The sequence below is a fragment of the Streptomyces sp. SID486 genome, from assembly GCF_009865385.1.
Classification (GTDB): Bacteria; Actinomycetota; Actinomycetes; order Streptomycetales; family Streptomycetaceae; genus Streptomyces.
In genome coordinates, this window is sequence record NZ_WWJT01000720.1 from 24,947 (window position 1) to 49,922 (window position 24,976).

Here is a 24,976-nt window from a genome sequence, read left to right on the forward strand (position 1 = left end):
TCTTCCGACCCCTTACAGCTTCATCAGGCTGGCGTCGTCGACCGAGGCCGAGTGGCGGGTACGGAACAGCGACACGATGATCGCTAGGCCCACCACGACCTCCGCGGCGGCGACGACCATCGTGAAGAAGGCGATGATCTGCCCGTCGAGGTTGCCGTGCATCCGGGAGAAGGTGACGAACGCGAGATTGCAGGCGTTCAGCATCAGTTCGACGCACATGAAGACCACGATGGCGTTGCGCCGGACGAGGACGCCGGTCGCGCCGATCGTGAACAGCAGGGCGGCGAGGTAGAGGTAGTTGACCGGGTTCACTTCGACGCCTCCTCGGGCCGCTTGAACGTCTCCGGCTGGATCGCCCTGCGTTCCAGGCGCTCCTCCGCACGCTGCTCCAGCGCCCGCAGGTCGTTCAGCGCCTCCGTGGACACGTCCCGGATCTGGCCGCGTTCACGCAGCGTCTTGCTGACGGTCAGGTCGGAGGGGGTGCCGTCGGGCAGCAGGCCCGCGATGTCCACGGCGTTGTGCCGGGCGTAGACACCGGGGGCGGGCAGCGGCGGGATGTGGGCGCCCTCGCGGATGCGCTGTTCGGACAGCTCGCGCTGGGTCTTGGCGCGCTCCGTGCGCTCGCGGTGGGTGAGCACCATGGCGCCGACCGCGGCCGTGATGAGCAGCGCGCCGGTGATCTCGAAGGCGAAGACGTACTTGGTGAAGATGAGGGCCGCGAGGCCCTCCACGTTGCCGTTCGCGTTCGCCCGGCCGATGCCGTCGAAGTCCTTCAGGGAGGCGTTGGCGATGCCGGTGAAGAGCAGGACACCGAAGCCGACGCCGCACAGGAGGGCGAGCCAGCGCTGGCCCTTGATGGTCTCCTTCAGGGAGTCCGCGGCCGTGACGCCGACGAGCATCACCACGAACAGGAACAGCATCATGATCGCGCCGGTGTAGACGACGATCTGCACGATCCCGAGGAAGTAGGCGCCGTTGGCGAGGTAGAACACCGCCAGGACGATCATGGTCCCGGCGAGGCAGAGCGCGCTGTGCACGGACTTCTTCATGAAGACGGTGCACAGGGCGCCGATCACCGCGATCGTGCCGAGCACCCAGAACTGGAAGGCCTCACCGGTGGAGGTGGTGTAGGCGGCGAGGTCGTGCGTCGTCATCGGCCGATCACCTTCTTCGAGGCCGGCTCGTCCTCGCCGAAGGTGGAGGCGGCCTCCTGCGGCACCTCGCCCTTGGAGACGGCGACCTGCCGGACGGTGCCGGGCGCGGCCTGGGTGACGAGGCCGCGGTAGTAGTCCTGCTCGTCCGTCCCCGGGAAGATCGAGTGCGGGGAGTCGACCATGCCCTCTTCGAGACCGGCGAGCAGCTGCTCCTTGGTGTAGATGAGGTCGGCGCGGCTGGAGTCGGCCAGCTCGAACTCGTTCGTCATCGTCAGCGCGCGCGTGGGGCACGCCTCGATGCACAGTCCGCACAGGATGCAGCGGGCGTAGTTGATCTGGTAGACGCGGCCGTACCGCTCGCCCGGCGAGTAGCGCTCCTCGTCGGTGTTGTCGGCGCCCTCCACGTAGATGGCGTCGGCGGGACAGGCCCAGGCGCACAGTTCGCAGCCGACGCACTTCTCCAGACCGTCCGGATGGCGGTTGAGCTGGTGCCGGCCGTGGAACCGCGGAGCCGTGGTCTTCTTCTGCTCCGGGTACTGCTCGGTCAGCCGCTTCTTGAACATGGCCTTGAAGGTCACGCCGAAGCCGGCCACGGGGTTCTGGAAGCCGGGCTTGGTCTGCCCGGACTCCTGAGGCTCCTCAGCCATCGGACGCCTCCTTTCCATCCGTCGTTCCGTCACTGACAGTGTCGGGTCCGCCACTGACAATCAGTTCCCGCTCGGTGCGCGGGCGGCGCCTGGGCACGGGGGGCAGCTCCTGTCCGGGCAGCGGCGGGACGGGGAACCCGCCCGCCATCGGGTCGAACGCCTGCTGCTCCTCGGCGGGCCGCTCGGCCGTCTTCGCCTTCTCGCGGAACATGTCGGCGACGAAGGAGATCAGCAGCAGGGCGAGGACGCCGCCGCCGACGTAGAGGGCGATGTCGGCGAAGTCGTAGTTCTCGTTGCGCAGGGCGCGGACGGTGGCGACCAGCATCAGCCAGGTCACGGAGACCGGGATGAGGACCTTCCAGCCGAGCTTCATGAGCTGGTCGTAGCGGACGCGCGGGAGCGTGCCGCGCAGCCAGATGAAGAAGAACAGCAGCAGCTGGACCTTGACGACGAACCAGAGCAACGGCCACCAGCCGTGGTTCGCGCCCTCCCAGAAGCTGCTGACGGGCCAGGGGGCGCGCCAGCCGCCGAGGAACAGGGTGGTCGAGACGGCCGAGACCGTCACCATGTTGACGTACTCGGCGAGCATGAACATCGCGAACTTGATCGACGAGTACTCGGTGTTGAAGCCGCCGACCAGGTCGCCCTCGGACTCCGGCATGTCGAAGGGGGCGCGGTTGGTCTCGCCGACCATCGTGACGATGTAGAGGATGAAGGAGACCGGCAGCAGCAGGATGTACCAGCGGTCGTGCTGCTGCTCGACGATCGTGGAGGTCGACATCGACCCGGAGTAGAGGAACACGGAGGCGAACGCGGCGCCCATGGCGATCTCGTAGGAGATCATCTGCGCGCAGGACCGCAGGCCGCCGAGGAGCGGGTAGGTGGATCCGGAACTCCAACCCGCCAGGACGATGCCGTAGATGCCGACCGAGGCGACCGCGAGGACGTAGAGCATCGCGATCGGCAGGTCGGTGAGCTGCATCGTGGTGCGGTGGCCGAAGATCGAGATCTCGTTGCCGGCCGGTCCGAACGGGATCACCGCGATCGCCATGAAGGCCGGGATGGCCGCGACGATCGGCGCGAGGACGTAGACCACCTTGTCCGCGCGCTTGACGATGAGGTCTTCCTTGAGCATCAGTTTCACGCCGTCGGCGAGCGACTGGAGCATGCCCCAGGGCCCATGGCGGTTGGGGCCGATGCGCAGCTGCATCCAGGCGACGACCTTGCGCTCCCAGACGATGGAGAACAGCACCGTCACCATCAGGAAGGCGAAGCAGAACACCGCCTTGACGACGACCAGCCACCAGGGGTCGCGGCCGAACATCGAGAGGTCTTCAGCGGCGAGATACGCGCTCATGCCTCCACCTCCTTGGGGGCCTCTTCGGCGACTGCCGCCGGGCCGATACGGACGAGTGACCCGGGCCGTGCACCGGCGTCGGAGGCGACGCCGGTGCCCGCGGAGTTCAGCGGGAGCCAGACCACCCGGTCGGGCATCTCGGTGACGAGCACCGGCAGTTCGACCGTGCCGACGGTGCCGGTGACGGTCAGCAGGTCGCCGTCCGTGACGCCCGCCTCGGCGGCCGTCGCGGCGGACACGCGCGCGCGTGCGGCGTGCCGGGTTCCGGCGAGCGCCTCGTCGCCCTGCTGGAGGACGCCCTGGTCGAGCAGGAGCCGGTGCCCGGCGAGCACGGCCTCGCCGGCGGCCGGGCGGGGCAGGGCGCCCGCGGCCTCCACGGGGTCGGAGGCGCGAGCACCGTCCCAGGGGCCGAGCCGGTCGATCTCCGCGCGCGTGGTGCGCAGGTCCGGCAGGCCCAGGTGGACGTCCATGGCGTCGGCGAGCATCTGCAGTACGCGCGCGTCGGTCGGCGCGAGCCGCCGGGTCATCTGGTCGGGCTTGAGCGCGGCCTCGAAGAAGCGCACGCGGCCCTCCCAGTTGAGGAAGGTGCCCGCCTTCTCGGCGACCGCCGCGACCGGGAGGACGACATCGGCGTGTTCGGTGACCTCGCTGGGCCGCAGCTCCAGGGACACCAGGAACCCGACGCTCTCCAGCGCCTCACGCGCGCGTGCCGGGTCGGGCAGGTCGGCGACCTCCACACCGGCGACGAGGAGCGCGGAGAGTTCGCCGCTGGCGGCGGCCTCGACGATCTGGTGGGTGTCGCGGCCGTAGCGCAGAGGCAGTTCGGCGATCCCCCAGGCGGCGGCGACCTCCTCCCGCGCGCGCGGGTCGGTCGCCGGGCGGCCGCCCGGCAGCAGCGTGGGCAGCGCGCCCGCCTCGACGGCGCCGCGCTCCCCGGCCCGGCGGGGGATCCACACCAGTTGCGCGCCGGTGGCGACGGCGGCGCGTACGGCGGCGGTGAGTCCGCCGGCGACCGAGGCGAGCCGCTCGCCGACGACGATCACCGCGCCGTCGGCGCGCAGGGCCTCGGCGGCCCGGGTGCCGGGTTCCTCCAGGCCGACGCCGCTGGCGAGGGCGTCGAGCCACTCCGTCTCGGTGCCGGGGGCGGCCGGCAGCAGGATGCCGCCGGTCTTCTGCAGGCCGCGGGTGGCGTGCGTGGCCAGCGCGAACACCTGCTGCTTGTGCTTGCGCCATGCCTTGCGCAGTCGCAGGAAGACGCCGGGTGCCTCCTCCTCCGACTCGAAGCCGGCCAGCAGTACGGCGGGCGCCTTCTCCAAGGAGGTGTAGGTGACGCCCGTACCGTCGAGGTCACGGCCGTGGCCGGCCACCCGGGCCGCCAGGAAGTCGGCTTCCTCGCCGCTGTGCACGCGCGCGCGGAAGTCGATGTCGTTGGTGTCGAGTGCCACGCGCGCGAACTTGCTGTACGCGTAGGCGTCCTCGACGGTGAGCCGGCCGCCGGTGAGGACACCGGCCCGGGAGCGGGCGGCGGTCAGGCCCTGGGCGGCCGCCTGGAGCGCCTCGGGCCAGGAGGCGGGTTCGAGGACGCCGTCGGCGTTGCGGACGAGGGGGGTCTCGAGGCGGTCCCTCTGCTGCGCGTACCGGAACGCGAAGCGTCCCTTGTCGCAGATCCACTCCTCGTTGACCTCGGGGTCGTTCGCGGCGAGCCGCCGCATGACCTTTCCACGCCGGTGGTCGGTGCGGGTGGCGCAGCCGCCGGAGCAGTGCTCGCACACCGACGGCGAGGAGACGAGGTCGAAGGGGCGGGAGCGGAACCGGTAGGCGGCCGAGGTGAGCGCGCCGACAGGGCAGATCTGGATGGTGTTGCCGGAGAAGTACGACTCGAACGGGTCGCCCTCACCGGTGCCGACCTGCTGGAGCGCGCCCCGCTCCACCAGTTCGATCATCGGGTCGCCGGCGATCTGGTTGGAGAAGCGGGTGCAGCGGGCGCACAGCACGCAGCGTTCGCGGTCGAGCAGTACCTGGGTGGAGATCGGTACGGGCTTCTCGTAGGTCCGCTTCTTGCCTTCGAAGCGGGATTCGGCGTTGCCGTGCGACATCGCCTGGTTCTGCAGCGGGCACTCGCCGCCCTTGTCGCAGACCGGGCAGTCCAGCGGGTGGTTGATGAGCAGCAGCTCCATCACGCCGTGCTGGGCCTTCTCGGCGGCCTGCGAGGTGAGCTGGGTCTTCACGACCATGCCGTCCGTGCACGTGATCGTGCAGGACGCCATCGGCTTGCGCTGGCCCTCGACCTCGACGATGCACTGCCGGCAGGCGCCGGCCGGGTCCAGGAGGGGGTGGTCGCAGAACCGCGGGATCTCGATGCCGAGCTGTTCGGCGGCCCGGATGACCAGGGTGCCCTTGGGCACGCTGATCTCGGCGCCGTCGATCGTCAGCGTGACGAGGTCCTCCGGCGGGACCGCCGCCTCTCCCCCTCCGGAGGGAGCACTGGTGGTCACGGTCATGCGTTCACCTCCGGGCGGTCCGCCCAGGCCGTCGACTTGGCCGGGTCGAAGGGGCAGCCCCGGCCCGTGATGTGCTGCTCGTACTCCTCGCGGAAGTACTTCAGCGAGGAGAAGATGGGGGATGCGGCGCCGTCACCGAGGGCACAGAAGGACTTGCCGTTGATGTTGTCGGCGATGTCGTGGAGCTTGTCGAGGTCGGACATGGTGCCCTTGCCGGCCTCGATGTCCCGCAGCAGCTGCACCAGCCAGTACGTCCCTTCGCGGCACGGGGTGCACTTGCCGCAGGACTCGTGGGCGTAGAACTCGGTCCAGCGGGTGACGGCCCGCACCACGCAGGTCGTCTCGTCGAAGCACTGCAGGGCCTTGGTGCCGAGCATGGAGCCGGCGGCGCCGACGCCCTCGTAGTCGAGGGGGACGTCGAGGTGCTCGTCGGTGAACATCGGCGTGGAGGAGCCGCCCGGTGTCCAGAACTTCAGCCGGTGGCCCGGTCGCATGCCGCCGCTCATGTCGAGCAGCTGGCGCAGGGTGATGCCGAGCGGGGCCTCGTACTGGCCGGGGCTGGCGACGTGGCCGCTGAGTGAGTACAGCGTGAAGCCCGGGGACTTCTCGCTGCCCATCGACCTGAACCAGTCTTTGCCGTTTTTCAGGATGGCGGGAACCGACGCGATCGACTCGACGTTGTTCACCACAGTGGGACAGGCGTAGAGGCCTTCCACCGCAGGGAAGGGGGGACGGAGCCGCGGTTGACCACGGCGGCCTTCGAGCGAGTCGAGCAGTGCGGTCTCCTCACCGCAGATGTACGCGCCCGCACCCGCGTGCACGGTGAGCTGGAGGTCGAGTCCGCTGCCCAGGATGTTCTCGCCGAGGTAGCCCGCCGCGTAGGCCTCGCGCACGGCCTCGTGCAACCGCCGCAGCACGGGAACGACCTCGCCACGCAGGTAGATGAAGGCGTGCGACGACCTGATGGCATAGCACGCGATCACCATGCCCTCGATGAGGCTGTGCGGGTTCGCGAAGAGGAGCGGGATGTCCTTGCAGGTGCCCGGCTCCGACTCGTCGGCGTTGACAACTAGATAGTGCGGTTTTCCGTCACCCTGCGGGATGAACTGCCACTTCATCCCGGTCGGGAACCCCGCGCCGCCGCGGCCGCGGAGCCCGGAGTCCTTGACGTAGGCGATCAGGTCGTCCGGTGACATGGCGAGCGCCTTGCGGAGCCCCTCGTACCCTTCGTGCCTTCGGTAGACGTCCAGCGTCCAGGACCGGTCCTCGTCCCAGAAGGCCGACAGCACGGGTGCGAGCAGCTTCTCCGGGCTGGTGTCCTTGACCTCGGGTACCACGCTCATCACTCCCCCTCCTCGGCGGCAGGCCCTGCCGGGTGGGCGGGGTCGGAGGCCGATGTCTCCTGCGGCGCGTCGTGGGAACTGAGGTGCTCGGCCGGCGAGGGCTCGTGCACCCTGTCCTGCGGTTCCTCATGCGGACCTCCGCGCGGATGGACCACGCGCGCGGGTGCGGCCTCTCCCCTTGCCAGGCGGAGGCCCACCAGTGACGCGGGTCCCGCACCGCCGCTCTCCTCGACGGCCCCGGGCCGCTCGTCGGGGAAGCCGGCGAGGATCCGCGCGGTCTCCTTGAACGTGCACAGCCGGGCCCCGCGCGTGGGCTCGACGGGCCGGCCGGCGCGCAGGTCGTCGACGAGGCGCTTGGCGCCGGCCGGGGTCTGGTTGTCGAAGAACTCCCAGTTGACCATCACGACCGGCGCGTAGTCGCAGGCCGCGTTGCACTCGATGTGCTCCAGGGTGACCTTGCCGTCGTCGGTGGTCTCGCCGTTGCCGACGCCCAGGTGCTCCTGGAGGGTCTCGAAGATCGCGTCGCCGCCCATCACCGCGCACAGCGTGTTGGTGCAGACGCCCACCTGGTAGTCACCGGAGGGCTTGCGCCGGTACATGGTGTAGAAGGTGGCGACCGCGGTGACCTCGGCGGTGGTCAGGTCCAGCATGTCCGCGCAGAACCGCATTCCGGTGCGCGTGACGTGGCCTTCCTCCGACTGCACGAGGTGGAGCAGCGGGAGCAGGGCGGAGCGGGAGTCCGGGTAGCGCGCGATCACCTCGCGCGCGTCCGCCTCCAGCCGGGCCCGGACGTCGTCCGGGTAGCCGGGTGCGGGCAGTTCGGGCATGCCCAGGCTGACGCCCCGCTCCGAAGAAGAGGTGGTCACCGGTCGACGCCTCCCATCACGGGGTCGATGGACGCGACGGCGACGATGACGTCGGCGACCTGGCCGCCCTCGCACATCGCCGCCATGGCCTGCAGGTTGGTGAAGGACGGGTCACGGAAGTGGACCCGGTAGGGGCGGGTGCCGCCGTCGGAGACGGCGTGCACGCCGAGTTCGCCCTTGGGGGACTCCACGGCCGCGTACGCCTGTCCCGGCGGGACGCGGAAGCCCTCGGTGACCAGCTTGAAGTGGTGGATCAGGGCCTCCATGGAGGTGCCCATGATCTTCTTGATGTGGTCGAGGGAGTTGCCGAGTCCGTCCGGCCCCAGGGCGAGCTGGGCGGGCCAGGCGATCTTCTTGTCGGCGACCATGACGGGGCCGGGCTGGAGCCGGTCCAGGCACTGCTCGACGATCCGGAGCGACTGGCGCATCTCCTCCAGGCGGATGAGGAAGCGGCCGTAGGCGTCGCAGGTGTCGGCGGTCGGGACGTCGAAGTCGTACGTCTCGTAGTCGCAGTACGGCTGCGCCTTGCGCAGGTCGTGCGGCAGGCCGGTGGAGCGCAGGATCGGGCCGGTGGCGCCGAGGGCCATGCAGCCGGCGAGGTCGAGGTAGCCGATGTCCTGCATACGGGCCTTGAAGATGGGGTTCCCGGTGGCGAGCTTGTCGTACTCCGGGAGGTTCTTCTGCATCTTCTTCACGAATTCGCGGATCTGGTCCACCGCGCCGGGCGGCAGGTCCTGGGCGAGTCCGCCGGGCCGGATGTACGCGTGGTTCATGCGCAGGCCCGTGATGAGCTCGTAGAGGTCGAGAATCATTTCACGATCACGGAAGCCGTAGATCATGATCGTGGTGGCGCCCAGTTCCATGCCGCCGGTGGCGATGCACACCAGGTGGGAGGACATCCGGTTCAGCTCCATCAGGAGCACCCGGATGATCTTGGCCCGCTCGGTGATCTGGTCCTCGACGCCGAGGAGCTTCTCGACGGCGAGGCAGTAGGCGGTCTCGTTGAAGAAGGACGTCAGGTAGTCCATGCGCGTGACGAACGTGGTGCCCTGCGTCCAGGTCCGGTACTCGAGGTTCTTCTCGATGCCGGTGTGGAGGTAGCCGATGCCGCAGCGGGCCTCGGTGACCGTCTCGCCCTCGATCTCCAGGATCAGGCGGAGCACTCCATGGGTGGACGGGTGCTGGGGACCCATGTTGACGACGATGCGTTCGTCGTCGGCGCGGGCCGCGGACTGGACGACTTCGTCCCAGTCACCGCCGGTGACCGTGTACACGGTGCCCTCGGTGGTCTCGCGTGCGGACGCGGCCGACGCGGCGGATGCTGACTGCGTGTTCACGAGTACGACCTCCGCTGGTCCGGAGCCGGGATCTGGGCGCCCTTGTACTCGACGGGGATGCCGCCGAGGGAGTAGTCCTTGCGCTGCGGGTGGCCCTGCCAGTCGTCCGGCATCATGATCCGTGTCAGGGCCGGGTGACCGTCGAAGACGATCCCGAAGAAGTCGTAGGTCTCGCGCTCGTGCCAGTCGTTGGTCGGGTACACGGGGACCAGGGACGGGATGCGCGGGTCGCCGTCGGGGGCACTGACCTCCAGGCGGATCAGCCGGTTGTGGGTGATCGAGCGCAGGTGGTAGACGGCGTGCAGCTCGCGGCCCTTGTCGTGCGGGTAGTGGACACCGCTGACGCCGGTGCACAGCTCGAAGCGCAGGGCCGGGTCGTCGCGCAGGGTGCGGGCGACGCGGAGGAGGTGCTCGCGGTCGATGTGGAAGGTCAGCTCGTCGCGGTCGACGACCGTCCTCTCGATGGCGTTGCCGGGGACGAGCCCTTGCTCCTCCAGGGCGCCCTCCAGTTCGTCGGCGACCTCGTCGAACCAGCCGCCGTAGGGGCGGGTCGCCGGTCCCGGGAGTCGGACCGAGCGGACCAGGCCGCCGTAGCCGGAGGTGTCACCGCCGTTCTCGGCGCCGAACATGCCGCGCTGGACGCGGATCTCCTCCCCGCCCTGGCCCCGCTGGCCGGGGAGGTTGGAGGCGGAGAGGTCCTTCTCGGGGTTCGCCCCGTTCGCGGAACCGTTCACGCCGTCGGAACCGTTCACGCCTCTGGTGCCGTTCCCGGAACCGTTCACGCCGTTGGTGCCGTTCCCGGAACCGTTCACACCGTCGGTGCCGTCGGCGCCGTTCGCGGAACCGTTCACGCCGCTGGTGCCGTTCGCGTCGCTCACCGCAGCAGCCCCTTCATCTCGATCGTGGGCAGGGCCTTGAGCGCCGCCTCCTCCGCCTCCCGGGCCGCTTCCTCGGCGTTCACGCCGAGCTTGGAGGACTGGATCTTCTGGTGGAGCTTGAGGATCGCGTCCATGAGCATCTCGGGCCGGGGCGGGCAGCCGGGAAGGTAGATGTCGACCGGGACGACGTGGTCGACGCCCTGGACGATCGCGTAGTTGTTGAACATGCCGCCCGAGGAGGCGCACACGCCCATGGAGATGACCCACTTGGGGTTGGGCATCTGGTCGTAGACCTGCCTCAGGACGGGTGCCATCTTCTGGCTGACCCGGCCGGCGACGATCATCAGGTCGGCCTGGCGCGGCGAGCCGCGGAAGACCTCCATGCCGAAGCGGGCGAGGTCGTAGCGTCCGGCGCCGGTGGTCATCATCTCGATGGCGCAGCAGGCCAGGCCGAAGGTGGCCGGGAAGACGGACGCCTTGCGCACCCACCCCGCGGCCTGCTCGACGGTGGTGAGCAGGAAGCCGCTCGGCAGTTTTTCTTCGAGTCCCATGTCTAAAGGCCCCTCAGTCCCATTCCAGGCCGCCGCGCCGCCATACGTACGCGTACGCGACGAAGACGGTGAGCACGAAGAGCAGCATCTCCACGAGCCCGAAGATCCCCAGGGCGTCGAAGGTGACGGCCCAGGGGTAGAGGAAGACGATCTCGATGTCGAAGACGATGAAGAGCATCGCCGTCAGGTAGTACTTGATGGGGAAGCGCCCGCCGCCGGCCGGCGTGGGGGTCGGCTCGATGCCGCACTCGTAGGCTTCGAGCTTGGCGCGGTTGTACCGCTTCGGACCGATCAGCGTGGCCATGACCACGGAGAAGATCGCAAAGCCTGCCCCGAGGGCTCCCAGTACGAGGATGGGCGCATACGCGTTCACCGCTCCTCGCTCCTCTCAGTCGGCACTGACTGCATGCGGGTCCCCCCTGGTCGAGCGAAGCCGAGACCTTGGGGGAGCTTGGGCCGGGCTCTCACCTGCCTCACCGGTCCCACGAGCCCCGCTCGTCCCGGGCGAAGATCGAGAACATGTGAAGCAGGTCACAAGCCCAACTGCCTCGCATCTTATGCCCGCCGCTCTGTGATCTGCGACACGGGGTATTACACAAGCTTTGTGATCTCCACCACCTGACGAAGGATCATGAAGTCGGATGATGAGTGATCTTCATACCCGAAGCGTTCAGTTGATCACCAGAAGTGACATTCTCACTTGTCGTAGCAGGCCAGAGGGGTCGTCTCCATATCAAGAGACTTCCGATGCATGCAAATTGGCGCTGGACGCGGACGGCTGGTAGTGGGCCTCATTCACACATCAGAGGGAGGCGCTGAGCGGATGTGGACGCCGGCCGGGGCGCGTGCGCGCGTTCACGAACTCCGCACGCGCGGGACGCCGGGATTCCGGTGACCGTTCCGTGACCTCCACCACACGCATGAGAGGCTCATGAGAGCCGGGCTTGGCCAACCATCCCAACCAGTGGTAGGCGTGGGGCAATTCGGACGTAATGATCAAAGACCGTGATCAAGGGCTTGATCACGGGCGCCCGCAATGTCCGTTACGGCGTCAATAAAGAGCGACACACCCGGCTTTCCGGGTCTCGGTTGAACAACTGTGGCGCAGCACACGTTTCTTGAAGATATGAAGGAGCCCCTGGTACCGGTTGTTCCCATGTCCCACACCGCTCACATACGCAGCCACCGGAAGCCCCGCCGCAGCGCGTCGACCCTCGCCGTGCGGGCCGGAGTTGCCGGTGGCGTCCTCAGCACCCTGGCCGTCGCCGGGGCGTCCGGCTCGGCGAACGCGGCCGAGCCGGTGACGCAGACCCTCGAACTGCCCACCCTGACGGCCGACCTGGCCACTCAGGCGGCCCGCTCCGCGGACGCCACCGAGCAGGCCGCCGCGCACTACCAGCTGCAGGCCGAGCGTGACGCGGCTGCCGCAAAGGCCGCGAAGCAGGCGAAGGCGGACCTCGCCGAGGCCAAGAGGAAGGCTGCCGAGGCCAGGAAGAAGGCCGCGGAGGAGGCCCGCACGGAGGCCGCCGCCCGCGCCTCGCGCAACGCGGAGAGGACCACGCTCTCCACCATGTCGGGCGGTGACTCCACCTCCGGGTCCACCTCCACCTCCACGTCCCCGTCGACCTCCACCGACTCGTCCACGGCGACCGGCTCGGCCGCCGCGATCGTCAGCTTCGTCAGGGCCCAGGTCGGCAAGGCGTACGTCTCCGGCGCGAGCGGTCCCAGCGCCTACGACTGCTCCGGTCTGGTGCAGACGGCGTTCAAGCAGATCGGCGTCAGCCTGCCGCGCGTCTCCCAGGACCAGTCGACCGCCGGCACCCAGGTCTCGCTGAGCAACCTGCAGCCGGGCGACATCCTGTACTGGGGCAGCGCGGGCAGCGCGTACCACGTCGCTGTGTACGTCGGTGACGGTATGTTCGTCGGCGCGCAGAACCCCTCCACGGGCGTCGTGGAGCGCCCGCTGTCGTACGACCCGCCCACCGGCGCCGTGCGGGTGCTCTGAGCGCACCCCGCACCTCCGCACACACGCAAGGGCCGCAGCCGCTCGGGGGCAGCGGCCCTTGCGCCGCGTCTGAGGCCCGCTCACCGACGCCGGCACCGCGGCCCGTCCGGGCGCGGCCCCGGCGCCTCCCGTGCTCCCCTGCGCACGCGCCACGCCCCCTGGCATGCTCGGGCCCGGGCCGCCGGACGGCGGCCCGTTCGTGAGCGAAGGAGACAACGCGATGCCACGCGTGTTCGTGCAGGGCAGTCCCGTCGGCCACTTCCCCCGGTACGCCCCCGAGGCCGGGCGCGGTGCGGTGCGCCGTATCACCGAGGTCGGCGAGGCGGTGCTGCACAAGCCGTGCCGGGACGTCACGGAGTTCGGGCCCGACCTCGCCGCGCTCGTCGACGACATGTTCCGCACCATGTACGTCGCGGACGGAGCGGGACTGGCGGCCAATCAGGTGGGGGTCGACCTGCGGTTGTTCGTGTACGACTGCCCCGATGACGACGGAGTCCGACATGTCGGGCACATCGTCAACCCGGTGCTCGAAACGCCCACGACTGAGCGACGACTGCTGGAGGAGGGTGAGGGCTGCCTGTCGGTGCCGGGCGCCGTGCTGGCCGTCCCCCGGCCGGACCGCGCCGTGGTGCGCGGGCAGGACAGGGACGGTAACTCCGTCGTCGTCGAGGGCACCGGATACTTCGCGCGGTGCCTGGCCCACGAGACCGACCACACCGACGGGCACGTCTACCTGGACCGGCTGTCGAAGCGGGACAGGAAGGACGCGTTGCGGCAGATGGCGGTCCGACGGGACGAGGTGCACGCCCGCCGGACCGCCAAGGCCACCGCGTTCAGCGCCTGACCGGACCTGCAACGCCTGACCGGACCCGCAACGCCTGACCGGCCCTTCGGCGCCTGGCCGGACCTTCGGCACCTGGTCGGCTCCTCAGCACCCGGCCGGACCTTCGGCGCCTGGCCGGACCTTCGGCGCCTGGTCGGCTCCTCAGCACCCGGCCGGACCTTCGGCACCTGGTCGGCTCTTCGGTGCCTGGGCGGTCCCGTCAGGGCCGGCTCCCGGCGGCCGGTCACGCCTTCGGGGCCACCTTGCTCAGACCGTTGATGATGCGGTCCATCGCGTCGCCGCCCGTGGGGTCGGTGAGGTTCGCGAGGAGCTTGAGGGTGAACTTCATCAGCACCGGGTGCGTCAGGCCGCGCTGGGCGGCGATCTGCATGACCTTCGGGTTGCCGATGAGCTTCACGAAGGCGCGGCCCAGCGTGTAGTAGCCGCCGTAGGTGTCCTTGAGGACCTGCGGGTAGCGCTGGAGGGCGGTCTCGCGCTGGGCAGGCGTCGCGCGCGCGTGGGCCTGCACGATGACGTCGGCGGCGATCTGGCCGGATTCCATGGCGTAGGCGATGCCCTCGCCGTTGAAGGGGTTCACCAGGCCGCCGGCGTCGCCGACGAGCAGCAGCCCGCGCGTGTAGTGCGGCTGGCGGTTGAAGGCCATGGGGAGGGCGGCGCCGCGGATCGGGCCGGTCATGTTCTCCGGGGTGTAGCCCCAGTCCGCCGGCATGGACGCGCACCACGCCTTGAGGATCTCGCGCCAGTCCAGCTCCTTGAAGGAGGCGGAGGTGTTCAGCACGCCGAGCCCCACGTTGGACGTGCCGTCGCCCATGCCGAAGATCCAGCCGTAGCCGGGCAGCAGACGGTCCTGGGCGCCGCGGCGGTCCCACAGTTCCAGCCAGGACTCCAGGTAGTCGTCCTCGTGGCGCGGGGAGGTGAAGTAGGTGCGCACCGCGACGCCCATCGGGCGGTCCTCGCGGCGGTGCAGGCCCATGCCGAGGGACAGCCGGGTGGAGTTGCCGTCGGCGGCGACGACGAGCGGCGCGTGGAAGGTGACCTCGCGCTTCTCCTCGCCGAGCTTGGCGGTGACGCCGGTGATGCGGCCGGTGCGGTCGTCGATGACGGGGCCGGAGACGTTGCAGCGCTCGTGGAGGCGGGCGCCGGCCTTCTGGGCGTTTCGGGCGAGCTGCTCGTCGAAGTCGTCGCGCTTGCGGACGAGTCCGTAGTTCGGGAAGGAGGCGAGATCCGGCCAGTCGAGCTGGAGGCGGGTGCCGCCGCCGACGATGCGCAGGCCCTTGTTGCGCAGCCAGCCGGCTTCCTCGGAGATGTCGATGCCCATGGCGACGAGCTGCTTGACCGCGCGCGGGGTGAGGCCGTCGCCGCAGACCTTCTCGCGCGGGAACTCGGTCTTCTCCAGGAGCAGGACGTCGAGGCCGGCCTTGGCGAGGTGGTACGCGGTCGTGGAGCCGGCTGGCCCCGCGCCCACGACGATCACATCGGCGGTGTGGTCGGAGAGGGGCTCGGTCACGGCGGGATCTCCCCAGAGTTCGGAATCTGCGTGCCGACCGGCACTGGACATGGGCAGTCTATTCAGCAGAATTGATCAACCGGCTGAAGGGTTGCCCTGTGAACGGACCTCTCCCCGCGGTACGGCTGCGCGTCCCCACCCACGAGGACGCCGTCGCCTGGCACCGGGTCTTCGACGACTCGGAGGTCATGCGGTTCTTCGGCGGCAGGCCGGCGACGCTGTCGTGCTACGAGGAACTCACCGCGCGCCAGCGGCGGCACGACGCCGAGCACGGGTTCTGCCTGTGGACCCTGCTGGACGAGTCCGGCGAGGTCGTCGGCTTCACCGGCGCGCAGCCGTGGCGGCCGGAGTGGGGTCCCGTGGGCGAGACGGAGATCGGCTGGCGGCTCGGACGGGCCCACTGGGGCCGGGGGTTCGCCACCGCGGCGGCACGGGAGACCCTCAGGCGGGTGCGGGCGGCCGGCGTACCGGGCGTGGTCGCGATGGTGCCGGCGGGCAACGAGCGGTCGGTCGCGGTGACCCGGCGGCTCGGTATGGAACGGGCGGAGACCTACACCCACCCCACCCTGAACGAGCCCGCGCTCTGCTTCCGGCTCACCCTTGGTGACGCACGGTAGTCGTCTGTCACGGAAAGACACCGACGCCTTCCCCGGCCCGCCGCCCGGGAGTTACCCTGCCAGTACCGCTGGGGGTGACATCTGTGCGTATAACACCCAAAACACCCGAAGTGCGCGTCCCTCGTCTGGTCGGCCTCATGGCCGTGGACGCGCGCGAAACGGCCCGGGCGCAGGGCCTGTTCGTCAACGCGCCGGACCGCCCGGACTTCGCTCTCGCCGTCGTCGACCACGTCGTACGCCAGTACCCGCAGCCCGGTGCCGAGGTGCCGCGGGAATCGATGGTGTACGTGTGGTTCGACTTCGGGGAGGGCGAGGGCGGCGGGGGCGTGCGCGAACCGCGCATCCCGGCACCGCCCGGAGGGGGGCTGCAACGGGAGCTGGACCAGCCCGGTGATCCGTACGCGGTGGCCGGGTTCAGCTCGCCTTGAAACCGCGGTGCAGCGCGACCACTCCGCCGGTGAGGTTGCGCCAGGCCACCTTCGACCAGCCCGCCCCGCGCAGCCGTTCGGCGAGCGCGGGCTGGTCGGGCCAGGCCCGGATGGACTCGGCGAGGTAGACGTACGCGTCCGGGTTCGAGGACACCGCGCGCGCGACCGGCGGCAGCGCCCGCATCAGGTACTCGGTGTAGACGGTGCGGAACGGCGCCCACGTCGGGTGGGAGAACTCGCAGATCACCACGCGCCCGCCGGGCCGGGTGACGCGGTGCATCTCCCGCAGGGCCGCGTCCGTGTCCTGCACGTTGCGCAGCCCGAAGGAGATCGTCACCGCGTCGAAGGTGTCGTCCTTGAAGGGGAGCTTCGTCGCGTCGCCCGCGGTGAACGGCAGCCAGGTGTGCTTCTTCTTGCCGACCTGGAGCATCCCGAGGGAGAAGTCGCAGGGGACGACGTACGCGCCCGTCCGTGCGAAGGGCAGTGAGGAGGTGGCCGTACCGGCGGCGAGGTCGAGGATCTTCTGCGCGGGGCGCGCGTCGACCGCCGTCGCCACCTCCTTGCGCCAGCGCCGGTCCTGGCCGAGCGACAGCACGTCGTTCGTCAGGTCGTACCGTTCCGCCACGTCGTCGAACATCGAGGCGACTTCGTGCGGCTGCTTGTTCAGGGAGGCGCGGGTCACCCGCCCATTCTTGCAGCCCGGATTCCCCGCCGGAGGGAGGGTCACCGGCGGCGGAACACCAGCCGTCCGCCGATCACGGTCGCCACGCAGGTCCCGGCACCGAGCCGGACCAGTTCCGCGCGGTCCGCGACGTCGAACACGGCGAACCGGGCGGGACCACCCGGCACCAGCCCCGGCAGCAGGATCAGCGGGACCGGGGACAGCGCCGCAGGGCCCGGCGGACCGTCCGGCCGCCGCCCCACCGCCAGACCGGCCCGGCGCACCGCGTCGATCGCGGCACGCGACCGCAGTTCACCGGCGACCGCCACCGTGCCGTGCGCCAGCAGCCGTTGGACCCCGCGCCGCGCGCTCGCGCCGAGGCGGGCCGGGTCGCCGCGGAAGATCTCCCGTGCCCGTTCCCCGGTGATGGGCTCGGTGCCGAAGGTGTCGGCCTCGCGCGGGTCGGGGTGGTACGTGCCCTCCAGCAGCTCCGGCCCGTACGGGTTGAGCAGACCCGGCGTCAGGATGCCGGGCCAGCGCCGCACCCGCGCACCGGGACGTGCGCCGGCGAGTTCCTCGTACGGGCCGACGGCGGCGACGGTCGCCCCGTCGGCCAGGACCGCCGTCCCGGGGGACCGTTCGGCGACGTGAAGTGTCAGCACGGGACCTCTGGTCGGCTCTAGTTCGACGCGAGCAGCTTCAGCTCGGGGTGGGCGGTGCCGCCCGCGATGGCGGTGGAGGAGATGTGCGAGGCCACGCGGTCGTCGGCGGGGTCGTTCGCCGGGTCGTCGTGCACGACGAGGTGCTCGTACGTCGTCGAGCGCTGCGCCGGGACACGGCCCGCCTTGCGGATCAGGTCGATGATCTCCAGGCGGTTGGAGCGGTGCTTGGCACCGGCCGAGGAGACCACGTTCTCCTCCAGCATGATCGAGCCGAGGTCGTCGGCGCCGTAGTGCAGGGAGAGCTGGCCGACCTCCTTGCCGGTGGTGAGCCAGGAGCCCTGGATGTGCCGGACGTTGTCCAGGAAGAGGCGGGCGATGGCGATCATGCGGAGGTACTCGAAGAGCGTCGCCTGGGTGCGGCCCTTCAGGTGGTTGTTCTCGGGCTGGTAGGTGTACGGGATGAAGGCGCGGAAGCCGCCCGTACGGTCCTGCACGTCCCGGATCATCCGCAGGTGCTCGATGCGCTCGGCGTTGGTCTCGCCGGTGCCCATGAGCATGGTGGAGGTGGACTCCACGCCCAGCCGGTGCGCGGCCTCCATGATCTCCAGCCAGCGCTCACCGCTCTCCTTGAGGGGCGCGATGGCCTTGCGGGGGCGCGCGGGCAGGAGTTCCGCGCCGGCGCCGGCGAAGGAGTCCAGGCCCGCCTCGTGGATGCGGGTGATGGCCTCCTCGACCGTGACCCCGCTGATCCGGGCCATGTGCTCGACCTCGGACGCGCCCAGCGAGTGGATCACCAGCTGCGGGAAGGCGTCCTTGATGGCCTTGAAGTGCTTCTCGTAGTACTCGACGCCGTAGTCCGGGTGGTGGCCGCCCTGGAACATGATCTGGGTGCCGCCCAGCTCGACGGTCTCCGCGCAGCGGCGCAGGATGTCGTCGAGATCGCGGGCCCATCCCTTCGCGGTGTCCTTGGGAGCCGCGTAGAAGGCGCAGAACTTGCACGCCGTGACACACACGTTCGTGTAGTTGATGTTGCGCTCGATGATGTACGTGGCGATGTGCTCGGTGCCCGCGTACATGCGGCGCCGTACGGCGTCGGCGGCGGCGCCCAGGGCGTGCAGGGGCGCGTCGCGGTAGAGGTCGAGAGCCTCTTCCGGGGTGATCCGCCCACCGGCAGCGGCGCGGTCGAGGACAGACTGGAGGTCGGCCTGCTCTGTCACCAGGGCGTCCCTTTCGTCAAGGGTGTGGACGGACCGAACCAGCCTACGCCAGCCGTTTCCCACCGAAGACGTCAGGCCGTGTACCCGCCGACGAGCAGCCCGGCGAGGGTGCCGGCCAGCAGGAACGGGCCGAAGGGTACGGCCGTCCTGCGGCCCGCCCGGCGCGCGAGCACGAGCGCGCCGCCGTAGAGGGCGCCGAGCAGGAAGGCGGCGAAGGTGCCGAGCAGCACGGTGGGCCAGCCGTACCAGCCGAGTACGGCGCCGGCCCCCACGGCCAGCTTCACGTCGCCGAAGCCCATGCCGCCCGGGTTGATGCGGTACAGCAGGTGGTAACCGGCGCCGAGCGCGAGGGCGCCGTAGAGCGCGGTGCGCCAGTGGCCGGCGTGTTCGGGGAGCAGGGCGGTGAAGCCGAGCAGGGCTAGGGCGGTGGCGGCGAGCGGCAGGGTCAGCGGGTCGGGCAGCCGCTGCACTCGGAGGTCCACGGCGGAGAGCAGCACGCCGACGGGCGCGAGCAGCAGCCAGACCGCCAGTTCGGGCCGGGTGCCGGTGGCGGCGGCGAGGGCGGCGCAGACGAGCGCGGTGACGGTGGCGCAGAGAGCGGTGGAGGAGACGGGTGCGGGGGCGGAGACGGGGGGCGCGGGGTCCGGCACCGCGGGGCCGCCCGGCCGGGACGGCGCGCCGACGGGTGCCCTGCCGCCGGGTGTTCCGCCGGCCCGTGCCCCGCCGCGCGCGCACTCCCGGCACACCGACCGGCCCAGCCAGCCGCGCAGCGGATGGCCGTCGGGGCAGCGATCGCGCCAGGGCTGGCCGGAGGGGACGGTGAAGCGGTAGGCGGCGCGCGGCAGCAGCGTGCCCGTCAGCGCGCCCCACACCGTGCCGACGAGCACCAGCAGTCCCGTGGTCACCCCTCCCACGCCCTCCACCCCCATCCGTGTGCGCCGACGCTCACAGTAGTGACGACGTGGCCTTTGGGGGGCCGGGTGTGTGAACAGGGGGCGGAGCCTGGGGGGCCGGGTGCGAACAAGGGGCGGAGCCTGGGGGGCCGGGTGTGTGAACAAGGGGTGGGGCCCTCGAGGGGCCGAGTGTGCGAACAGGGGGCGGAGCCCTGCGGGGGGCCGAGTGTGCGAACAAGGGGCGGGGCCTGCGGGGCCGGGTGTGTGAACAGGGGCGGTAGGGGGCGGCCTAGGGCACTCGTGACATCCGGGAGGTCGGGTTGCCCTCCGCGGCGCTGTCGGAGGTGTACGTCAGGTCGTCGCCGGCCGGCGTCAACTCCACCTGGTGCGGGGCCGGGTCGCAGCCGGCGTGGTTTCCGGCGGCACCGACCGAGGTCGCGAGGAGCCGGGTACCGGTCACCTTCTTCAAGGTGAGGATGTCGGTGCACACGGCACCGATCTGGTCGGTCTGCCGCAGCCGTCCCAGTTCCCCGCCCACGGCGGTCTGACGGACGGTGACGCGGAAGGTGCCCATGGGCAGGGTGCCGTCGAGGCCGGTGGCCCGGCCCTCCCAGGTGCCGAGATAGCGGTCCGGGATCGCGCCGGGCCCGGCTCCGGTGGGGGGACGTCCCGAGGGGGAACCGCTCGCTCCGGGGCCGTCGCTGGTGGCACCGTCGGCGGGGAGATCCCCCGTTGCGGGGCTGCCGGTGGTCGCCCCGGGTGCCGGGGACCAGGCCGGTGCGCCGCCCGCCTCGTCGTCCGCGCCGCCCCCGGCCCAGGGCCGTATCAGGGCGCCGAGCCCCACGGACACCACGGCCAGCGCACCGGCGACCGCCAGTACGACCGTGCAGCTCACGCGGCGTCCCCGGCCGTTCTCCGCCGGTGCGGAGCCCGCCGCCACGCTGACGGAGACCCGGCCGGGCGGCGGCACGTCCCGCGGCCCGGGCACGAAGGCCGGCCCACCGGGAACCACACCGTGCTCCCCGACGGTCCATCCGCCGGGACCACCGCCGGGAACCCCGTGTGCCCCGACGGCCGCCCCGCCTTCGTGGCCACCGGCAACCCCGTGTGCCCCGACGGCCGCTCCGCCGTCGTGGGCGCCGGGAACGCCGGAACCCGGTCCCGGCGCCCCGCCCCCCGAAAGGCTGCTGAACGGGACCGGTCCGGAGCGTGCCGTCTCCCCGGTGTCCAGGTTGAGCAGGCGTACGGCGCTGCGGCTGACCTGTTCCACCAGGGTGCCCGGCAGCCAGCCGCCCGCGACCAGGCGGGCGGCGCCCCCGGGGGCGAGCCGCCGGCTCACCTCGGCGGGGCCGGGCCGGGCCGCCGGGTCCTTGGCCAGGCAGGCCCGGGCCACCTCCCGCGCCTCGCCGGTGAGGGCACCGAGTTCCGGTTCCTCGTGGACGACCTTGTACAGCAGCGCGGCCGAGGAGTCCCCGCGGAAGGGCGGCTCACCGGTGGCCGCGTAAGCGAGGACGGCGCCGAGGGAGAAGACGTCGGCGGCGCCGGTGACGCCCTCGCCGAGGATCTGCTCGGGCGCCATGTAGCCCGGGGAGCCGACCGAGACGCCGGTGGAGGTCAGTGACGCCGTGCCGGCCATGGCGCGCGCGATGCCGAAGTCGATCAGCAGCGGCCCGTCCAGGGTCAGCAGGACGTTGGACGGCTTCACGTCCCGGTGGACGAGGCCCAGTTCGTGGACGGCCGTCAACGCCTCGGCGAGGCCGGCGCCGAGGGCCCGTACGGTGTGCGCGGGCAGCGGGCCGCCGTCGGTGACGGCCGCCGCGAGGGAGGGACCGGCCGCGTAGGCCGTGGCGACCCAGGGCACGGCGGCCTCGGGGTCCGCGTCGAGGACGGGCGCGGTCCAGGCGCCGCCGACCCGCCGCGCCGCCTCCACCTCACGCCGGAAACGGGCGCGGAACTCCTCGTCCAGCGCGAAGTGCGGGTGGACGATCTTCACGGCGACCGTACGGCCGCCCGCACTGCGGCCGAGGTAGACCCGGCCCATGCCACCCGAGCCGAGCCGGCCGAGCAGCCGGTACGGCCCGACGGTGGCCGGCTCGTCGACTTCCAGCGGCTGCATGGCGCACCTTCTCCCCCCGACGCCCGATGCACAGCAGCGTAGTGACAAGGGGTTAGGGCCGCAGCAGCTCCACCTCGACGTCCGCCGGGAAGCCCGTCGTCGGGCCGACCCGCCGGGCGAACTCCGCGACGGCCTCCAGCTGCGGGGCGCCGAAGCTGAAGTCGAGGGTGGTGAAGTACTGCGCCAGGGTCGCCTCGTCGAACGCCTCCCAGCGGGCCGCCTGCTCGGCGACCTTGCCGACCTCCTCCAGGGAGAGGTTGCGGGAGGCGAGGAAGGACTCGTGGGCCTTGCGGGTGATGACCGGCTCGCGCTCCACGTAGTCCCGGCGGGCCGCCCAGACCGCGAAGACGAACGGCAGGCCGGTCCACTCCTTCCACAGCGAGCCCAGGTCGTGGACCTCCAGGCCGTAGCGCGGGCCGTCGACGAGGTTGGCGCGCAGGGCGGCGTCACCGATGAGGACGGCGGCCTGCGCCTCCTGCATCATCAGGCTCAGGTCGGGCGGGCAGGTGTAGTAGTCGGGCTGGACGCCGTACCGCTCGGCGAGCAGCAGCTGGGCGAGCCGGACCGAGGTGCGGGAGGTCGAGCCGAGGGCGACCCGGGCGCCGTCGAGCTGCTCCAGCGGGACCTGGGAGACGATCACGCAGGACATCACCGGGCCGTCGCAGCCCACGGCGATGTCCGGGAAGGCGACGAGGTCGTCGGCGTTGCGGAGGAACTCGACGAGTGTGACGGGCCCCATGTCGAGGTCGCCGCGCACGATCTGCTCGCTGAGCTTCTCCGGGGTGTCCTTGGTCAGCTCGAAGTCGAGGAGGGTGCCGGTTCTCGCGAGCCCCCAGTAGAGGGGCAGGCAGTTCAGGAACTGGATGTGGCCGACGCGCGGCCGGGTGCGAGAATTGTCCACATCGCGAGACTAGACCCCGTCCTGTACGGTGCGAGGACCGACCCCGCCACCAAACGGGCTAGCGAGGGTTCAAACATCCGGGTGACGTGATCTTGATCCCTCTTGCTTTCGGCTGCCTACATGCTAGGCTCGCCGCAAGTTGCAGTTTGGTTTCCCTTGCAGTACAGAGCCTGCGGAGCATGTGACCGCGGGCTCTCGTCGTTTTCAGACGAATGCAGTTGTGCAGCACCGTTTCGCACGTGCAGGTTCTGGAGCAGGGCAACCCTTTTGAGCCCAAGGAGGGCTTATGGCTACCGGAACCGTTAAGTGGTTCAACGCCGAAAAGGGCTTTGGCTTCATCGCCCAGGAGGGCGGCGGCCCCGACGTCTTCGTTCACTACTCCGCGATCAACGCCACCGGCTTCCGCTCCCTCGAGGAGAACCAGCAGGTGACCTTCGATGTGACCCAGGGCCCGAAGGGTCCTCAGGCGGAGAACGTCTCCCCCGCCTGATCACTGCCTGATCGCAGAACCTGAGTGCAGTACCCAAGGAGCCCCTAGCCGTCAGGCAACGGGGCTCCTGCCTTTTCCCGCCCGCTGCCGGTTCGCCCGTACCGCACGATCAGGGCGCGGAGCGGTGAGGTCAGGGCAGCCGGTCAGGCAGCCGGACCGGCTTGAGCGGAGACAGCGAGTTCGAACTGTCGTTCGATGTGCGAACGATCGCCGCAGCCCCAGGACCGCCTCCCGCTCCACGCCTCTCCCCGCCACGCCGGCGGCGACGTCGGCCTCCCCCGGCCGGCCCCGGCACGCAAGCGAGTGACCGGCCGTCACTTCCCTCTCACGGAACACCCCTCGGCCTCCGCCGGGGACCCGCAACGAGGAGACGGGCCATCGGGGTCCGCCAGAAAAACCATTTCTCCGGCAGAACACACCGTCGCTCATCATTATTACTACAGCTACATATAGGTCCTACCGATACCTGAACAAGGTACTGTCCGGCTTATCCTTCACCCGTTCGCCCCCGCATCCATCAACGAACGGCGCCGTTAGGTGCAGCATGACGAAGGAAACGAGGGGACCGGCAGCCGAGTTTCTCTCAGCTCAATCCTTTTCGACTGCAAGACCGTCCACCCGGCTGGGCTCCCACACGTACCTGCCCGCTCCGGACGGCGCCGGTGCCGCCAAAGGGGCACTGGCGAAGGGTGGCCTCCTCGTCACACTCGAGGCGACCGAGGAGATCCTCCAGGAATTCATGGACGCGATGAGCGCCCTGGAGAGACACATCTCGAAACGCTGGGCCAGTTCGGAAATGTGGTTCTGCAGCTCACCGGCGGAATGAGAAAGCCGTCATGCATCCTGAGTACATGGGGTACTACCCGGATCCCGCCGTCGAGTATCCGGGCGGCTACCTGAACGGCGGGGAGTGGCACCGGGCGCCCGCCGAAGCCTTCGCTCCCCCCTTCGCCCCTCCGGACCCCGCCTGGGACCCCGCCGAAGAACTGGCGTACATGCTGCGGGACTCCATCGAGCAGGAGCCGAAGATCCCCGCCGCGCGCGCCGAGGACGATCTCGTGGGTGCGAGCGCGAAGAACCATCGCGACGCGCTGGTGGAACTCACCGCGGAGTTGCCCCCGATGCAGGCTCCCCCGCCTCCTCGGGGGCATCGCAAGGTCCGGCCACGGCAGCAGATGAGCGCAATTCGCGTCGCCAGCTACTTGGTCGCGGCGACAGCGACCGCCATCGCATCCGCCGTGAGTATTTTCGGCGGACTGATCGCATACGATCCGCTGCGATTCGTGGCGGCATCGCGTATGCAAAGCAGCACGGTCTCCTGGTGGCCCATTCTGGTGTTCGGCCCCTGGCTGGTCGCGTCGCTGTCCATTCTCCGGGCGTCATTGCACCAGCGTCGTGCCTTCCATTCCTGGACCGTGCTTCTGATCTTCTCGGCGATCGCCATGACGCTGTGCATCGCGCAGGCGCCGAAAAACATCGTGGACACCGCGGCCGCGGCGCTGCCGAGTTTCGCCTCGCTGGCCTGCTTCCAGCAGGTGGTACGCCAGATCACCCTCACCAGGCCGCCCCGCCGGGCAATGCCCCGGCACCGGGTGCAGCCCGCCGAGACGCCCGCCGACGAGACGAAGGACGGGCTGCCGCAGGACGGTACGCCGTCGGCGGGCGGCGGGCGAGACCAGCTCCGGCGCCGTCCTCCGGGCCGGACGAGGCCGGTTTGACGCGGCCCGGAACCCACGCCGGAAGTGGTGAATGAACAGCTCTGTCACGGTGCACACGCTCCTCCCCGACGTCGCCCGGCTACGGCCCCGCCAGCAGATGGCCATCGACTGCGCCCTCTGTGCCCGCCCGCTGGGCACGAGCGGCCGGGTCCTGGGCGAGGTGCGGCACCGGGGACTGCTGTTCCGGCTCTGGGTCTGCTTCCTCGGCTGCCAGAGTGCCGCGCCGTCCGTCACCGGCACGTGGGCGGGGGAGCCCGCACCCTGAGGCCCGGCCGGACCCTGC

Annotated in this window: 26 protein-coding genes; 8 read left to right on the top strand and 18 right to left on the bottom strand. The window is 70.6% G+C overall.

The window, feature by feature from the left end; translation table 11 throughout:
• Positions 1-12: 12 nt before the first annotated feature.
• The 11 genes from nuoK to GT045_RS33545 form a co-directional block, all read right to left on the bottom strand.
• Positions 13-312 (bottom strand): NADH-quinone oxidoreductase subunit NuoK, encoded by a 300-nt coding sequence (gene nuoK / locus GT045_RS33495; RefSeq protein WP_030601478.1) that lies wholly within the window; start codon positions 310-312, stop codon positions 13-15.
• Positions 309-1,154 (bottom strand): NADH-quinone oxidoreductase subunit J, encoded by an 846-nt coding sequence (locus tag GT045_RS33500; protein ID WP_161288978.1) that lies wholly within the window; start codon positions 1,152-1,154, stop codon positions 309-311. The genes nuoK and GT045_RS33500 overlap by 4 nt, the downstream gene beginning before the upstream one ends.
• Positions 1,151-1,801 (bottom strand): NADH-quinone oxidoreductase subunit NuoI, encoded by a 651-nt coding sequence (nuoI, locus tag GT045_RS33505; RefSeq protein WP_161288980.1) that lies wholly within the window; start codon positions 1,799-1,801, stop codon positions 1,151-1,153. Before nuoI ends, GT045_RS33500 begins: the two co-directional genes overlap by 4 nt.
• Positions 1,794-3,158, bottom strand: a complete 1,365-nt coding sequence (gene nuoH, locus GT045_RS33510; RefSeq protein WP_161288982.1) for an NADH-quinone oxidoreductase subunit NuoH — start codon at positions 3,156-3,158, stop codon at positions 1,794-1,796. Before nuoH ends, nuoI begins: the two co-directional genes overlap by 8 nt.
• Positions 3,155-5,659 (bottom strand): NADH-quinone oxidoreductase subunit G, encoded by a 2,505-nt coding sequence (locus tag GT045_RS33515; protein WP_161336499.1) that lies wholly within the window; start codon positions 5,657-5,659, stop codon positions 3,155-3,157. Before GT045_RS33515 ends, nuoH begins: the two co-directional genes overlap by 4 nt.
• Complete coding sequence (nuoF, locus tag GT045_RS33520; protein ID WP_345942831.1) at positions 5,656-7,005, bottom strand: NADH-quinone oxidoreductase subunit NuoF; 1,350 nt, start codon at positions 7,003-7,005, stop codon at positions 5,656-5,658. The genes GT045_RS33515 and nuoF overlap by 4 nt, the downstream gene beginning before the upstream one ends.
• The gene (gene nuoE / locus GT045_RS33525) at positions 7,002-7,868 is read right to left on the bottom strand and encodes an NADH-quinone oxidoreductase subunit NuoE (protein ID WP_161288898.1); all 867 of its coding nucleotides are present in this window, start codon (positions 7,866-7,868) and stop codon (positions 7,002-7,004) included. The genes nuoF and nuoE overlap by 4 nt, the downstream gene beginning before the upstream one ends.
• The gene (locus GT045_RS33530; RefSeq protein ID WP_161336501.1) at positions 7,865-9,205 is read right to left on the bottom strand and encodes an NADH-quinone oxidoreductase subunit D; all 1,341 of its coding nucleotides are present in this window, start codon (positions 9,203-9,205) and stop codon (positions 7,865-7,867) included. Before GT045_RS33530 ends, nuoE begins: the two co-directional genes overlap by 4 nt.
• Positions 9,202-9,939 (bottom strand): NADH-quinone oxidoreductase subunit C, encoded by a 738-nt coding sequence (locus tag GT045_RS33535; protein WP_345942835.1) that lies wholly within the window; start codon positions 9,937-9,939, stop codon positions 9,202-9,204. The genes GT045_RS33530 and GT045_RS33535 overlap by 4 nt, the downstream gene beginning before the upstream one ends.
• A 140-nt stretch (positions 9,940-10,079) precedes the next feature.
• Positions 10,080-10,634: an NADH-quinone oxidoreductase subunit B gene (locus tag GT045_RS33540; protein ID WP_030174336.1), complete on the bottom strand. Its 555-nt coding sequence runs from the start codon at positions 10,632-10,634 to the stop codon at positions 10,080-10,082.
• A 13-nt stretch (positions 10,635-10,647) separates the two neighbouring features.
• Complete coding sequence (locus GT045_RS33545; protein ID WP_003992243.1) at positions 10,648-11,007, bottom strand: NADH-quinone oxidoreductase subunit A; 360 nt, start codon at positions 11,005-11,007, stop codon at positions 10,648-10,650.
• A 783-nt stretch (positions 11,008-11,790) separates the two neighbouring features.
• Between GT045_RS33545 and GT045_RS33550 the strand changes: the two genes are divergently transcribed.
• Entirely contained in the window at positions 11,791-12,639 is an 849-nt protein-coding gene (locus GT045_RS33550) for a C40 family peptidase (RefSeq protein WP_202529256.1), read from the top strand.
• 220 nt (positions 12,640-12,859) lie between these two features.
• Positions 12,860-13,483 carry a peptide deformylase gene (gene def, locus GT045_RS33555; protein WP_161288727.1) on the top strand — a complete coding sequence of 208 codons (624 nt, stop codon included), beginning with the start codon at positions 12,860-12,862 and terminating at the stop codon, positions 13,481-13,483.
• A gap of 223 nt (positions 13,484-13,706) precedes the next feature.
• Here the strand turns inward: def and GT045_RS33560 are convergent, their stop codons facing one another.
• Entirely contained in the window at positions 13,707-15,041 is a 1,335-nt protein-coding gene (locus tag GT045_RS33560; protein ID WP_161288725.1) for a geranylgeranyl reductase family protein, read from the bottom strand.
• A 47-nt stretch (positions 15,042-15,088) separates the two neighbouring features.
• Between GT045_RS33560 and GT045_RS33565 the strand changes: the two genes are divergently transcribed.
• Complete coding sequence (locus tag GT045_RS33565) at positions 15,089-15,607, top strand: GNAT family N-acetyltransferase (protein WP_161336502.1); 519 nt, start codon at positions 15,089-15,091, stop codon at positions 15,605-15,607.
• Positions 15,608-15,717: 110 nt separating this feature from the next.
• Positions 15,718-16,035, top strand: coding sequence for a PASTA domain-containing protein (locus GT045_RS33570; protein ID WP_161288721.1), 318 nt, complete (start codon positions 15,718-15,720; stop codon positions 16,033-16,035).
• Here the strand turns inward: GT045_RS33570 and GT045_RS33575 are convergent.
• The 6 genes from GT045_RS33575 to GT045_RS33600 form a co-directional block, all read right to left on the bottom strand.
• Positions 16,022-16,717: a demethylmenaquinone methyltransferase gene (locus tag GT045_RS33575; RefSeq protein WP_161288719.1), complete on the bottom strand. Its 696-nt coding sequence runs from the start codon at positions 16,715-16,717 to the stop codon at positions 16,022-16,024. The two genes, GT045_RS33570 and GT045_RS33575, sit on opposite strands and share 14 nt — an antisense overlap.
• A 41-nt stretch (positions 16,718-16,758) precedes the next feature.
• Positions 16,759-17,358 carry a hypothetical protein gene (locus tag GT045_RS33580; protein WP_161288717.1) on the bottom strand — a complete coding sequence of 200 codons (600 nt, stop codon included), beginning with the start codon at positions 17,356-17,358 and terminating at the stop codon, positions 16,759-16,761.
• Between the two features lie 17 nt (positions 17,359-17,375).
• Positions 17,376-18,575, bottom strand: a complete 1,200-nt coding sequence (gene mqnC / locus GT045_RS33585) for a cyclic dehypoxanthinyl futalosine synthase (RefSeq protein ID WP_161336503.1) — start codon at positions 18,573-18,575, stop codon at positions 17,376-17,378.
• A 71-nt stretch (positions 18,576-18,646) separates the two neighbouring features.
• The gene (locus tag GT045_RS33590) at positions 18,647-19,480 is read right to left on the bottom strand and encodes an A24 family peptidase (RefSeq protein WP_161336504.1); all 834 of its coding nucleotides are present in this window, start codon (positions 19,478-19,480) and stop codon (positions 18,647-18,649) included.
• A 277-nt stretch (positions 19,481-19,757) separates the two neighbouring features.
• Positions 19,758-21,584, bottom strand: coding sequence for a serine/threonine-protein kinase (locus GT045_RS33595; RefSeq protein ID WP_161336505.1), 1,827 nt, complete (start codon positions 21,582-21,584; stop codon positions 19,758-19,760).
• 52 nt (positions 21,585-21,636) lie between these two features.
• Positions 21,637-22,485 carry a menaquinone biosynthesis protein gene (locus tag GT045_RS33600; RefSeq protein ID WP_161292214.1) on the bottom strand — a complete coding sequence of 283 codons (849 nt, stop codon included), beginning with the start codon at positions 22,483-22,485 and terminating at the stop codon, positions 21,637-21,639.
• A 286-nt stretch (positions 22,486-22,771) separates the two neighbouring features.
• Between GT045_RS33600 and GT045_RS33605 the strand changes: the two genes are divergently transcribed.
• From GT045_RS33605 to GT045_RS33620, 4 genes are all read left to right on the top strand, one after another.
• Positions 22,772-22,975, top strand: coding sequence for a cold-shock protein (locus GT045_RS33605; RefSeq protein ID WP_161292216.1), 204 nt, complete (start codon positions 22,772-22,774; stop codon positions 22,973-22,975).
• A gap of 544 nt (positions 22,976-23,519) precedes the next feature.
• Positions 23,520-23,801: a hypothetical protein gene (locus GT045_RS33610; RefSeq protein ID WP_237539073.1), complete on the top strand. Its 282-nt coding sequence runs from the start codon at positions 23,520-23,522 to the stop codon at positions 23,799-23,801.
• 10 nt (positions 23,802-23,811) lie between these two features.
• The gene (locus GT045_RS33615; protein WP_237539074.1) at positions 23,812-24,693 is read left to right on the top strand and encodes a DUF2637 domain-containing protein; all 882 of its coding nucleotides are present in this window, start codon (positions 23,812-23,814) and stop codon (positions 24,691-24,693) included.
• Between the two features lie 31 nt (positions 24,694-24,724).
• Positions 24,725-24,958, top strand: a complete 234-nt coding sequence (locus GT045_RS33620) for a hypothetical protein (protein ID WP_161292218.1) — start codon at positions 24,725-24,727, stop codon at positions 24,956-24,958.
• Positions 24,959-24,976: the final 18 nt, after the last annotated feature.

Bases quoted from the DNA above. Each gene is read 5' to 3' on its own strand.
- GT045_RS33500 (WP_161288978.1), bottom strand. From the start codon at position 1,154: ATGACGACGCACGACCTCGCCGCCTACACCACCTCCACCGGTGAGGCC.
- nuoI (WP_161288980.1), bottom strand. From the start codon at position 1,801: ATGGCTGAGGAGCCTCAGGAGTCCGGGCAGACCAAGCCCGGCTTCCAG.
- nuoH (WP_161288982.1), bottom strand. From the start codon at position 3,158: ATGAGCGCGTATCTCGCCGCTGAAGACCTCTCGATGTTCGGCCGCGAC.
- GT045_RS33515 (WP_161336499.1), bottom strand. From the start codon at position 5,659: ATGACCGTGACCACCAGTGCTCCCTCCGGAGGGGGAGAGGCGGCGGTC.
- GT045_RS33540 (WP_030174336.1), bottom strand. From the start codon at position 10,634: ATGGGACTCGAAGAAAAACTGCCGAGCGGCTTCCTGCTCACCACCGTC.
- GT045_RS33550 (WP_202529256.1), top strand. From the start codon at position 11,791: ATGTCCCACACCGCTCACATACGCAGCCACCGGAAGCCCCGCCGCAGC.
- def (WP_161288727.1), top strand. From the start codon at position 12,860: ATGCCACGCGTGTTCGTGCAGGGCAGTCCCGTCGGCCACTTCCCCCGG.
- GT045_RS33560 (WP_161288725.1), bottom strand. From the start codon at position 15,041: ATGTCCAGTGCCGGTCGGCACGCAGATTCCGAACTCTGGGGAGATCCC.
- GT045_RS33595 (WP_161336505.1), bottom strand. From the start codon at position 21,584: ATGCAGCCGCTGGAAGTCGACGAGCCGGCCACCGTCGGGCCGTACCGG.
- GT045_RS33605 (WP_161292216.1), top strand. From the start codon at position 22,772: ATGGCTACCGGAACCGTTAAGTGGTTCAACGCCGAAAAGGGCTTTGGC.
- GT045_RS33610 (WP_237539073.1), top strand. From the start codon at position 23,520: ATGACGAAGGAAACGAGGGGACCGGCAGCCGAGTTTCTCTCAGCTCAA.
- GT045_RS33615 (WP_237539074.1), top strand. From the start codon at position 23,812: ATGCATCCTGAGTACATGGGGTACTACCCGGATCCCGCCGTCGAGTAT.
- GT045_RS33620 (WP_161292218.1), top strand. From the start codon at position 24,725: ATGAACAGCTCTGTCACGGTGCACACGCTCCTCCCCGACGTCGCCCGG.